Below are 12,235 nucleotides of genomic sequence, written 5' to 3' on the forward strand. Positions count from 1 at the left end.
CACACAGATAATTATGGGTTGGGGAGAGATTAACCGAAAAGTATTGACTTCAATCTTACTCAAATATTTCCCTTCACTGCGCTTCGCCAATCAGGGTAAATGCCGCCCAGTCTCATGGGTTCGGGTATGTTTTCAGAGTTTTTCACATGGCACTTCGCAGTGCAGATGCTCGGTCTGGATTTCCCTGGAGATTATTATAAAACTTCGTCATTAGGAAAGAAGTGGGGGCAGCAGGGATCGCCCATAATGACACTTGAACACTAGGAACTCTAGCGGAAATAAAAACCCGAGACAGCCTGATGACGCCATCGCCTGTAATCCGACCTCTTCCCGTGTCAAAAGCACTCAAAACCACCAATTCGGCTTTTAAAGACGAACTGTGCGGTGTGTCGAAGGCAGTTCGCTCCGATCGTGCGTACAAATCCAGTATTTCACCCGCCGTCAGCAAACCACTATCTTTCCCGTCTGATGCAAGGGCGAGCCTCCCTTCGGGAGGAGCTAGCGCTATCTACGTTTAATTTTCCGACCTTTTGTGGCTTTTAATCTTATGAAGATTTGGCTAAAAGTATTTCCTATCCTTGAGCTAGATGCGGGTTTTTAGGGTTTAATTGCTTTTATGAATTGGTTCAGGGGTGCTGTTTCCACAGCTCTTGAGCCAACCGATTTCCATTTTTCCTCTGCCTAGAGTGACAAAAGAGCGATAGTGTGGTTTGTGATGTACTCCATCTGATTCAGTACTAATTTTTAAAATTTCTTCTTCAACATCCGATAGTCGGCTTGAGCGATGGTCGGTTTCAGACAATAAAAAGGCAAAATGCTAAAGAAAGGAGAAATTTTCTGGATGCATTTGCCTTTTTATTTTTGTTGTAGGTTGTAAAATTATCCGCTTGTGTTCTTCGCTTCCTTTGCAGCTAAAGCGAAGATAGTGCATCCGCAGTGCTATGCGATCGCTAACGGAGTTTTTTAGAAGAGACTCTCTTCACAAATCAGATAGAAGTGCAATAGAAACCTTTTAGGCGATCTCTAATTGTGCTTTTTCAGGTATCGGGAAAAGGTAGAAACAAATCAAAATTATTTAAATCCCGATGGTTTTCCTCTAATTTCCTATGTGAAAATTTCTACTCAACGATTAAACTGATTGGAAATCTGAGGAACAACTTGAAGTATCCGGTGAATTCAAGATGCTGGGAATACCCAACACCGCGCAAGGAAAATTAGCACCTAGTTTCTGAACAATTGGATGGTTGGCAGAGGTACAGCCCAGCAACAATAAAGTCGCAGCTTCTGATTCAACAACTTTTCTGAGTTCTGTAGAAATGCAACCAAACCGTAGATGAGCTTTGAAAGAACTTCGCCATTCTTCAGCCAGACAACGGGCTTGCGATAGGATACGATCTGCTTGCTCAGAAGGATTCGTTTGATAGAAAATTTCCCTCAAATAGGAAGGATCTATCTCCATCATTCGTGTGCGTGCTTCTAATTCCACAGGGGTAGGTTGAGTTAAAACAGGTGTGGCACACTTTTTTGCCGATGCTTCTAGAGACTCTAGGGGAAGCTGTTGGCTTAAAGGGCGTCTAGCATCGCCCCCGTTAGAGATATGTGGACAATGGCTGCTTTGATCTTCATCGACAACGTAAACGACTTGAACCGTGACTTGCGCCTTTGTAACTAACCGGGTTTGATGGGCAATCCATAGGGCAAAATCCAGAGCGGTTTGACTGCTAGGAGAACGATTATAGCCCACGACTAAATTGATTGATTTAGCAGAATTAGCGCCTTTGGAAGTAGGGGAAACTGGCTCTGGTAGTAATACCATTTGTTCAACTACATCCTGACGACCCATTGCGCTTTCAAGACGGGCTAACATTGACTTAATATTCACAAATTCAAACCTCCTGAAGTAATTAGCCTAGCTTTGCAAGAACTTAAGTAAGGGTTTTAATGGGTTAGAAACGCAATAGAGCGTGTTTCCAGTTCAGTTGTTTTTTCTTTGATAAACAGTTGACCAATGGCTCGTCTACTCGTCTTGATTGAAATATTCATCGAGGAAGTTCAAAGCGTGGTTACGCAATTCAAAATACTCGCGGGAGTTGCGGAGGGCTTGGCGATCGCGTGGATGCTTAAAAGGCACGTCCAAAATTTCCCCAATCTTCGCGTGGGGGCCGTTGGTCATCAGTATAATTCGGTCAGACATATACAGCGCTTCATCTACATCATGGGTAATCATCATCACCGCCTGCCGTTGGTGTTCCCAAATATGCAATACCTGCTGCTGTAATTTGCCTCTCGTTAGGGCGTCGAGTGCCCCAAAAGGTTCATCCATTAACAACATTTTGGGGCGAATTGCCAAGGCACGAGCAATCCCCACCCGTTGCTTCATCCCGCCAGAAATTTCATCAGGATATTTGTCAGCGGCTGCTGTTAAATTCACCATTGCCAAGTGTTCGTTCACAATGCTAATTTTTTCAGCACGGGAGGCATTTTTTAGCACTTCATCGACCGCCAGACGGATATTTTCTTTCACCGTCAACCACGGCAGCAGTGAATAGTGCTGGAACACCATCATGCGCTCGGCACCAGGTTTACGAATTTCTTTACCTTCTAATTGCACGGAGCCGGAAGTCGGTTTTTCTAACCCAGCAACCATTTTGAGAAGCGTTGATTTGCCGCAGCCAGAGTGACCAATCACGCAAATAAATTCATCTTCACTCACACTAAGATTAATGCCATCCAGAACAACAAATTCACCTCCATCTGCTGTGGGATAGGACTTGCAAAGATTTTCTATTTCCAGAAATCCAGTGCGGTTGACACTTTGATTATTGGCATCCGTTGAGAATGAGGTGGATTTAGTCATATCATGCTCCTTCGGGGGACGAACTCTTGAGAATTTTAAAGGTATGAACGAGGCTGGCTTTTGCCAAAAAGTAAAACTCAGCCGAGCTGTTTGAACAGTAACAAGTGCAACTAATTAAGATAAGAAGAAACGAGCGGGACGGTTTGCCCGAATCTCAAACCCATTAATATATCCAACTGGATCGCTGGGATCAAAACCTTTCTTATCAATGAATACTTGCGGTGGTTCAACTTTGTAATCTTCCTGGGGACACTCAATGCCCATTTCTGCGGCAATTTCTCGATAAAGATCGGTTCTCCAAGCTTGTTTTGCCAGTGCTTCTGCATTCTTAGGAAATTCTTTGATTTGTCCCCAACGAGCCGCTTGAGTCATTAACCAGAGACTTTCAGATTGCCAGAGAAATGTCGAATGTTCTCCTGGACGTTTGGGAATGTTGTCAGGGATATCGAAGAAAATTGTAGTGTCCTCGGCTTTCGCAATCCGAGCTTTACCATCAAAACCGCCATAATTGTAGTCGCCAATAATTGCGGGACGAGTAAATTTGGGTTTAGCACCTGTAAAGGAACGCTCGGAAATAAGTGTTGCTACTTCTTCGCGGTTTTCAGGCTTGCTGCAATACTGGCAAGCTTCAATCATCGCTTTGACGAGGGAACGATAAGTTTTGGGATTTTTTTGGATGAAAGATTCCATCACACCCAGCAGTCGATCTGGGTGTCCCAACCAAATTTCTTTGCCTTGAGCGAAGGTAAAACCAACACCTTCATTTCCGGTAATTGCGCGGGTATTCCAAGGTTCTGCCACCATGTAGGCTTGCATCGCTCCTATCCGCACGTTCGTCACCATTTGCGGTGGGGGAACGATGATGACGCGAAACTCTTTCAGGGGATCGACTCCGGCGGCGGCGGATAGGTAGCGGACGAAGTATTCGTAAATGGCAGAACTGAGGACAACTGCCCAAACTCGTTGTTCTCGCGGCTGTTTGTCAAAGTAGCTGCGGAAATCCTTCCCAAATGCTTCTAAATCACCGTTATACTCCCGCCAGGGACGCAAACCTGCTTCCCACATTTTCCGGTTCATCGTCATGGCGTTGCCATGTCGGTGAATGGTCATGGCGGCGCAGAGAGGGGCATGGCGTGCGCCTTCAGCACCGATTCTGGCGTTGGTGACGGCACCGGAGACTACGGGGGCGGCATCAGTACGACCAAAAATTACGCCGTCACGAGAGGTTGCCCAGCTAGCTTCCCGGTTAAGTTGGACGTTGAGACCGTACTTGCGGAAAAATCCTTTTTTCCAAGCGATCGCAAACGGCGCACAATCATTCACCGGCACATAGCCAACAATCAGATCGGGTTTTTCTAACGATCCTGGCTCTACGACTTGTTTGATGGATGCGGATTCTTCAGTGAGTCCTTTCGCTGAGCGATCGCCGCTAATCGCACAAGATGATAGTGCCATTCCTGCTGCTGTGGCACCCATACCCTCCAGAAATTTTCGTCGCGTCCAGTTTGTGGTGTCACTCATAATTCGTCCTTGCGATCCATTTCCACTCAGCTCAAGCCACTAGGTTTGAGCGATTACTGCTCATGAGTTCTCTGAAAAAATTGACGCCGTAGGTACTACGTCTGGCAACCCACTCGTTTGAGCGGTCAGCGTTACCACGACGCCCGTGAGTCTCGCTCACACTAGCGATTTCTGTTAGAGCAGAATCATCCCTACTCAACAGAGGTTTACAGAAAATTATTAGACAGAGGTTGCCCTAGGGCGACGGTGAGTAACCAAAGCTTCAACTTTGCCTAGGGCGTAGTCCAGCAGTAGTCCTGTCAGCCCAATCACTACCACTGCCAAAAATACTGAGCTTAGGTTTAAGCGACTCCATTCATCCCACACAAAAAACCCAATCCCGATGCCGCCTGTGAGCATTTCTACAGCGACAATGACCAGCCATGCAATCCCCAAACTAATCCGTAAACCAGTGAAGACATAAGGCAAACTCGCAGGCCAAATAATCTTGGTAATTCGTCGCCAACGGGGCATTTCTAGCACCCTTGCTACATCGAGGTAATCTTTGGAAACGCTAGAAACACCGAGAGCAGTGTTAATAATTGTGGGCCATAAAGAGGTAATGAAGATAACAAAAATTGCTGACGGATCTGCTAGGTTAAAAATTGCTAAAGCAATGGGCAACCAAGCTAGCGGCGATACCGGCTTGAAAATCTGAATTATGGGATTGAGTGCCATCATTGCTTGCTTGGACATCCCAATCAAAAATCCAATGGGAATGGCAACAACTGCACCTAACAAAAATCCCAGCAATACTCGTCGAAGGCTTGCCAGTAGTAACCAACCAATCCCTAGATCGCCAGGACCCCGTCGGTAAAAGGGGTTCAGAATGTAGTCTAAATTCTTGACAAACGCCTCTGGTGGGGTGGGTATTAATTCATGCTTGAAAAGCGCAACAATCCACCACAAAACGATAATTCCTAAAAAACCAAGGGCGGGGAGGACGACGACATCCCGAATCAGAACGGGTTTTGCCCGTTTCCAGGCTACCTGTCCAGCAACTGCAATCGCAGACAAATTCAGCTGCAATATCATTATGAAGCTCCTCAGAGTCACTCTTCAGGTACAAGAAAGTAGAGCAGTACCAGCCGGGGACACTGATGAGTTCAGAACATTTCAAAAAATGCTGACTCTTCAGTCTCCTCTCAATGCCTACGAAGTTAGCTGACGGGCTAGAGCTGAGAGATGCTCTTCTCTAATGGATAAGGGATGAAGGATAAATAAACAGTTTTTTATTCCGCCTTACACCTCTTGCCTTACTCCTGGCAGAGATACGCCCCATTAATTGGTTCCTCCGTTCCAGCGCTTATACAGAGCGATCGCTTGCTAAGACGCTGAATTAGGCTGACTTACTCGGATTAACCGATAAGTCTAGCACGCCTTTTTAAGACAGTCCACCTTTCCGAAGACATAGCTTTCTAGCGATCGCTTCTCGATCAAATTCACAATAGTTTACGAATTTTTTGAGGCATTCTAGTGATGTTTGTATTCTGTACTACATCTTGCCTTCCTTCAACCCCATCTTTAGGTAGAAGCCGCTTGAAGCAGTCAAAGTTTATATTATCTATCTTGTTAATCAGCCAATTTTAGCGTTCGTTCAAGGCACCCAATATGATGTCAGCATTCTCCTCTTTGGTTTCTGAACCTTCCGAACAAATCCTTTGTTTTTATACAAATTGCACAAATAAGATTCAAATTGTTAAATTTGATAATACTCAAGACTTAAACTTTGAACGGATTGTTTTCCCTGGTCAACGTTTATTGTTTAAAGCCTTACCGGACTCCCAACTAGAAATACATACTAACCCAACAAAAAGTTCTACTGAAAACTTAGCTTTAATAGAAGTAATTCCCTGCGATCATCTCCGCGTACATGAAGAAATGAGCGTCTGAAAATGAAGCTTTTAACCCTTAGGGTGGCTTTTGATTAAAAATATTTTAAGAGCTTATAGGCGAAGTATTTGGGCGCGAAAATAAGAAAGACAAACAAATTAGCTACTCCCTAAACTAAGATTAGTTTAGGGAGAGCATTTGTAAACGAGTCAATAGCGCCAAAAAATGATGGATTTTAGTCAATTACTGATCGATAAATCTGCCACGATTGTAGAGAAATGGATTGAAGCTGTCCGTGCTGATAGTCGAATTGAGACCGCAGCAGAATTATCTTACAAGGGTTTGCGCGACAGCCTCCCCCGTGTCCTCAAGGCATTAGCGACTGTACTTTCTAAGTTTCAAGACAGTGATGTTCAGTCGTTAGTAGATGCAAGTTTAGAACATGGTATACTTCGGGCTGAACAAGGTTACGATCCAGTAGAAATTGTCCGCGAATATCGAATTTTACGGGAGACAATTGTTTCTACGTTAGAGGGAGAGTTGCTAGACTCATCACCGATTGAGATAATCCGAGTCATTCGTCTGATTGATACAGTAGTGGATGAAGCGATCGCTCAATGTTTTAAAAGCTACATGGATGAGCGATTGCACGAACTCCAACAGCTGCAAAGTCAGTTAAAATTGACCAATCAAGAATTAACTCGTTTGCTTCGGGCGAATAAAGATAACCTTTCTCATCTAGCCCACGAATTGAAAACTCCCCTTACTTCCATTATTGGCTACTCAGATTTATTTTTGCGCCAACAACAACGGAAGCAGGAGGAGAGTGATAACCTTCCGAATCTAGAACACATTGAGAAAGTGCTACGAAATGGACGACAGCTACTTCGATTAATCAACGATGCGTTGGAAATCTCTCGCTATGAAGCGGGGAAAATGAAATTGCAGCCATCTGTAACAGATGTACGCTCTTTAATTCAGAATATCCTGGAAATGGTAGAACCTTTGGCGGATTCCAAGGAGCTACAGATAATCGTTGATTACGATTCAGCTAGCGCCGATAGCTGTGCTGCTCTTCGAGAAGGACTACACCCAACATGCGCCCCCGATCGGGTGCTGACAGATCCCCTGAGACTACAGCAAATTATTACTAATCTCTTTAGTAACGCGATTCGTTACACCGACTCTGGAACGATTAAATTAAGCTGCCAAACGCTATCAGATAAAGAGTGGGCGATCGCTATCAGCGATACGGGAATCGGCGTTCCTCCAGAAGACCAAGCTCGTATATTTGAACCCTACTTTCGCTCTATCCCCCAAGAAAAGTCTTTCCTTCCGGAAAGTACAGGTTTAGGATTAGCGATTGTCTCGCGGTTGGTAAAATTATTACAAGGAAGAATAGAGCTAGTTTCACAAGTAGGCATTGGCTCCACCTTCACTGTCATTTTACCGTTAGCAGTGAATACTTCTGAGGAAATCGTGACGCCTTCAACAACCCAGGTATAGCACTTTCAACTAATTTTTAAAGATGAAACCCCAGACTCCTTAGAACAGTCTGGGATTTGAACTCTAAACTCGAATCAAATAGCGATGAAGCCTGTTTTCGGGAAACAACTGCTAGTTTAGGGTCAAGCAGACGACCTGCAAGACTCTCCAAAATTCTTGAACCCCTTCAAAAGCCGTAGGTGCCCGTGCGGGAGCGTAGGTGCAGCCTTGGAGAGTCAATAGAGCGAAACACTGGCTGCTGTTGGGGGTGCATCCACTTCAACCCAAGCCAGACGTAAAGATTGGTCAGCCAGCCAAAACTAACCACCTGAAATTCTCGAAGGGGTGGAGTCACGATTGAGCGCTAGGTGAATTGGAAACAGGAGGAATTTGACAAGCAGAAAACTGAGTGTTGCGATCGCTCGTAAACTTTACCATGCGATCTCTTTGCTAGCGTATGCCGCGATCGCTCGGTGGCTGCTCATCTATCTTCGATCGGCAGGCGAGTGAAAAGTTGTACTTCGCGTATGATTAGTAATCAGCTGCTTAGCACTGGGAATAATAACTTAAGAGTTGAAAGCGGTTATTTTTAAAGTGCTGAAAAAACAATTAAAAACATTTCCAGAAAATCCGAGCGGGGAAAAACCTATTCGAGCTGACTTGAATAGCCAATACCTAAGGGGGCACAAACCCAGGGGGCATACGCCGTGATTGTAGACTTGAAAGAAACTGAACTCAGGGGAGCTTTTCTCAAAGGGAAGGAGCTGAGGGGAGCAGACCTAAGAAGGGTAAACCTCAGCGAGGCGAACCTCAGTTATGCAGATCTCATAGAAGCAGACCTAACAGAGGCAAACCTGAATGGGTCAAATCTAAGTGGAGCCTGTCTCAATTTAGCAAATCTGAGCGAGGCAGACTTGACGAAAGCAGACCTGAGTGGAACCACCCTGATTGGAGCAGATTTAACAGCAGCCAACTTGAGCGGAGCCAACTTGAAAAAGGCGAATCTGGTTGGAACTAATCTGGAAAATGCTAACTTGGCTGGAGCGAACCTGGTAGGAGTGGACTTGAGCGCAGCCGAGCTAAAGGGGGCTATCCTACAAAAGGCTGTCTACAATCAAGAGACTCGATTCCCTCCAGACTTTAACCTTCAGGAAGCGGGGGCTTACTTGATTGCCTCTGGCACTTTACTCATCGGCGTCAACCTGAGTGAAGTCGATCTCAGTGGAGTTTATTTAAAGTCAGCCGACCTGAAAGCAGCAAATTTGATGAGAGCAAATCTGGTCGGCGCAAATTTGGAGAACGTTAACTTGGCGGGTGCCAATCTGGTTGGAACCGATTTGAGTAAAGCCAAGCTGAGGGGAACCATTCTAGAAAAAGCTGTCTACACGCAAGAGACTCAATTTCCCTACGAGTTTGACCCCAGTGAAGCTGGAGCTTACTTGATTGCTGCGGGTGTATGCCTGCCTGGGGTTAATTTGAGCGGAGTCAATCTGAGCGGAGCCGACTTAAGGGCGACCAATCTGCGAGGGGCAAAGTTACGAGGAGCAAACTTGAGAGGGGTAGACTTAAGCAAAGCTAACTTGAGGAAGGCTGACCTGGATGATGCCAACTTGAGCGGAGCCGACTTACGAGGGGCGGACTTTACGGGAGCCATTTTGAAGCTGGTGAACTTCAGCGAGGCGGATCTAAGAGGAGTAGACTTAACGCGAGCCGACTTGAAGGGAGCCAATCTAAGTAGAGCCGACTTGAGAGGAGTAGACTTGACGGGAGCTAGCTTGAAGCAGGTGAACTTAAGTGAAGCCGACTTGAGGGGGGTAGACTTGACGCGAACGGATTTAAGGGGAGCCAACCTAAGTGGGGCAGACTTGACGGATGTGGATTTGAGTCGGGCGATGCTCAAGGGTGCCGACCTGACAGAAGCCAACGTTCCGCAAGAAAATTTCTTTAACTTAGAAATAGAGGCGCGATGAAGCTTAAAGCGATGTGCGATGGATGTGCGATGAATAGAGGGGCGAATAAATAATCGGAGTATTCACCCGGAGACGATATCCATTATTTTTTCTTGCGAGTCCAAAGATCCGTGAACATCATGGTCAACCCGCCGATAAAAATTGCGATCGCCATCCCGCCTGCCGTAACATTCATCCAATCAATATTTTCCATCTGATTATTCAGCCGTTTTTTTGAGCAACGGTACTAGATTAGCAACTTTGGCATCCAGACAAACATCCCCGCCCAGAAAAGCGCGAACTAAGCGAACATTAAAGGTTCTGTAACCTGCTCCTGGCAAGTTTCGCTTGCGTGCTTGCTGGTGCGCTTTCAACCGTCCGGTGCAAGATGCGAACTCAAGGGACTTATTTTGCTCGAAGCAGTCTTAGACCTAGCCAGAATCGCCCCTTAGAAAGCGACAGGCGAGGGGAACTATCTTCAAACCCCTCTCCGATACGGAGAGAGGTTTGGCTACAGATCTGCCCGCTTGTGTCTTCCAGAGACTTGTACAAAAGGTTTAGTGTCTGACTTCAAACTCAGGTGAGATTTTCGGAATTTCTTTGAGATAAACCCGCGAAAAAGGTTCGGCTGAGCCAAGCTGGTACTGTTCAAGCAAGCCATGAGAGCGGATGGAGATAGTGTCTCCTTCCTTAATCACGACAGTAGAGTCGTGGAGAATGTCTCTCGCCAGCATCATCTCGGTTTCCGTAGGATTATCCAAGATTACAAGATTGCTCCCGTAGTAGAACATCCCATCTGCCTCTAGTACGTCTTCTGTGTACTCAACAATCAGCAGATCGAGCTGGGGATTCCGGAGCAGGTTTTGAACGTTACTGTTGTAATCTTTGTTCAAGTTTTTCTGGGAACGATTGACGAAAACTCCATCCCGACAAACTGCGCCAATTGTCCAGTCGGGGTGTTGCATCAGGATATCGTCAATGACTTCTTGAAGTTCTTGAACTGAGATCCGGTTGAAGGTGATGAAAGGTATTCTGGCTTTTTCGGCAGAGTCAAAGAAGGTTTCCAGAATATGGGAAGGCACATCGACGCTGTCACCAACGGCGGGTCTAAGATGCATATAGATGCCGGGGGCGGCGTTAATTTCGATGATGCCAAACTCACCATCCTTCCAAGATTTGGATAAATTTTGGGCGATGACATCAATACCGAGGCAAGTCAGGCGGAAATGCTGGGCGATATCTTGCGCCAGGATAATGTTGTCCGGATGAACAGTGCTAGTCTTATCGATGCTCAAGCCGCCAGCCGATAGGTTGGCAACTTTGCGAAGATAGACGGTGCGATCGCTTTCAATCACGCTATCCAGACCTAATCCCTGTTCTTCTAAGTACATTTCCATCGCTTCATCGCACTGGATCTTGCCCATTGGCGACGTTGGTGTATCTATCCTGTCTGGCTTCCGATTTTCCTGCTCGATCAATTCCGCAATCGTCGAGTGTCCATCACCCACGACTGATGCGGCGCGGCGTTCCGTCGCGGCGACGAATCTACCATTGACGCAAAGCATCCGAAAATCTGACCCTTTGTAGCTTTTTTCGACGATGATCCGGACTGGCTGCTCTTTAGGAATCGCATTGACTGCCCTGCTAAAGGCATATTTCAGTTCTTCTGAATCTTGCACATCAGCCGTTACCCCAATTCCTTTGTGGCCCACTACCGGCTTCACAGCGACGGGATAGCCAATCTCTCTAGCGGCTGCGCGAGCGTCTTCCAGTGAAGCGACGATGTCACCTTTGGGAACGGGGAATCCCAAGGTACCTAAGAAAGCTTTGCAGTCATCTTTGCGAGTGGTAAAGTCCGAATCCAGATGGCTATCGCAGTCAAAAGTCGTTGCTATCCCGCGAATCTGCTTTCTTCCATAGCCATATTGAACCAGTCCTTCGTCCCATAGATAAAAAACGGGAATTCCTTTTTCGTGAGCTGTACGCCACAGCGCATAGACTGTCGGTCCGCCGTAGACGGAGTAGCGGAACTGATCCTGCATCGCCTTGAACTGATCGTCAATCCGAAAATCTTTGCCTTGAGCGATCGCTTCAAACCAATCCCAAACACTGTAAACGACTGCCCGACTGGTGCGTGCATGAAGCGATTCTACGGCAATCTTCGTGCAAGTGGGAAGTTGCTTGATACTCCAGTGCTTGAGGTGCAGCCCCATGTCCAGTTGTCCCACTTCTGACACGGTTCGAGCGAACAGTTGGGCATGAGATTCGTAGGTTTCATCACGCAAGTGGGGGTAGCGATCGCCAATAATCGATACATAATCGCTAATTGCCGGAGGTTGCGCGTACTCAGTCAGAGCGAAATCGAATATTAGCGCCCCCGTCTGCAAATACGGGTTTGGCCCCATGTAATGCTTGAAGTTAAAGATATCGAATGCATCCGTTTTTCTCGCATTGACACGGACTGCATCGGTCATTATCTCTCTGCTCATTGAGTATCTCCCGTTTTTAAACACCCTTTTTATTAACTTGGCGACTCGCTTACTTGAGCCTA

General features: G+C 46.3%; 10 protein-coding genes, 1 pseudogene and 1 riboswitch. Of the genes and pseudogenes, 3 read left to right on the plus strand and 8 right to left on the minus strand.

Going from position 1 to position 12,235, the window contains the following annotated elements; translation table 11 throughout:
* Positions 1–112: 112 nt before the first annotated feature.
* The 5 genes and pseudogenes from NC997_RS01805 to ntrB form a co-directional block, all read right to left on the minus strand.
* A pseudogene (locus tag NC997_RS01805) lies at positions 113–484 on the minus strand (CHAT domain-containing protein); the annotation flags it as partial.
* A 645-nt stretch (positions 485–1,129) separates the two neighbouring features.
* Positions 1,130–1,882: a universal stress protein gene (locus NC997_RS01810; RefSeq protein WP_190529341.1), complete on the minus strand. Its 753-nt coding sequence runs from the start codon at positions 1,880–1,882 to the stop codon at positions 1,130–1,132.
* Between the two features lie 135 nt (positions 1,883–2,017).
* Entirely contained in the window at positions 2,018–2,857 is an 840-nt protein-coding gene (locus NC997_RS01815) for a nitrate ABC transporter ATP-binding protein (RefSeq protein WP_190529343.1), read from the minus strand.
* A gap of 114 nt (positions 2,858–2,971) precedes the next feature.
* Complete coding sequence (locus tag NC997_RS01820) at positions 2,972–4,378, minus strand: ABC transporter substrate-binding protein (protein WP_190529346.1); 1,407 nt, start codon at positions 4,376–4,378, stop codon at positions 2,972–2,974.
* Between the two features lie 219 nt (positions 4,379–4,597).
* Entirely contained in the window at positions 4,598–5,452 is an 855-nt protein-coding gene (gene ntrB, locus NC997_RS01825; RefSeq protein WP_190430274.1) for a nitrate ABC transporter permease, read from the minus strand.
* Positions 5,453–5,551: 99 nt separating this feature from the next.
* Positions 5,552–5,773: riboswitch (cyclic di-AMP (ydaO/yuaA leader) on the minus strand.
* A 255-nt stretch (positions 5,774–6,028) separates the two neighbouring features.
* Here ntrB and NC997_RS01830 point away from each other — a divergent pair.
* Positions 6,029–6,310, plus strand: a complete 282-nt coding sequence (locus NC997_RS01830) for a DUF1830 domain-containing protein (protein WP_190529348.1) — start codon at positions 6,029–6,031, stop codon at positions 6,308–6,310.
* 168 nt (positions 6,311–6,478) lie between these two features.
* Positions 6,479–7,756, plus strand: a complete 1,278-nt coding sequence (locus NC997_RS01835) for an ATP-binding protein (protein ID WP_190529594.1) — start codon at positions 6,479–6,481, stop codon at positions 7,754–7,756.
* A 166-nt stretch (positions 7,757–7,922) separates the two neighbouring features.
* Here the strand turns inward: NC997_RS01835 and NC997_RS01840 are convergent, their stop codons facing one another.
* Positions 7,923–8,090, minus strand: a complete 168-nt coding sequence (locus NC997_RS01840; protein ID WP_190529350.1) for a hypothetical protein — start codon at positions 8,088–8,090, stop codon at positions 7,923–7,925.
* A gap of 352 nt (positions 8,091–8,442) precedes the next feature.
* On the opposite strand from NC997_RS01840, the gene NC997_RS01845 reads away from it, so the two are divergent.
* The gene (locus NC997_RS01845; protein WP_190529352.1) at positions 8,443–9,705 is read left to right on the plus strand and encodes a pentapeptide repeat-containing protein; all 1,263 of its coding nucleotides are present in this window, start codon (positions 8,443–8,445) and stop codon (positions 9,703–9,705) included.
* Between the two features lie 197 nt (positions 9,706–9,902).
* Here NC997_RS01845 and NC997_RS01850 read toward each other — a convergent pair whose 3' ends face one another.
* Together NC997_RS01850 and NC997_RS01855 are read right to left on the minus strand one after the other, a co-directional pair.
* Positions 9,903–10,058 carry a hypothetical protein gene (locus tag NC997_RS01850; protein ID WP_190415141.1) on the minus strand — a complete coding sequence of 52 codons (156 nt, stop codon included), beginning with the start codon at positions 10,056–10,058 and terminating at the stop codon, positions 9,903–9,905.
* 183 nt (positions 10,059–10,241) lie between these two features.
* The gene (locus NC997_RS01855; protein ID WP_190529354.1) at positions 10,242–12,173 is read right to left on the minus strand and encodes an acetate--CoA ligase family protein; all 1,932 of its coding nucleotides are present in this window, start codon (positions 12,171–12,173) and stop codon (positions 10,242–10,244) included.
* Between the last annotated feature and the right edge of the window lie 62 nt (positions 12,174–12,235).

The sequence above is a fragment of the Trichocoleus sp. DQ-A2 genome, from assembly GCF_039961915.1.
In the GTDB taxonomy this organism is placed as follows: Bacteria; Cyanobacteriota; Cyanobacteriia; order Cyanobacteriales; family FACHB-T130; genus FACHB-T130.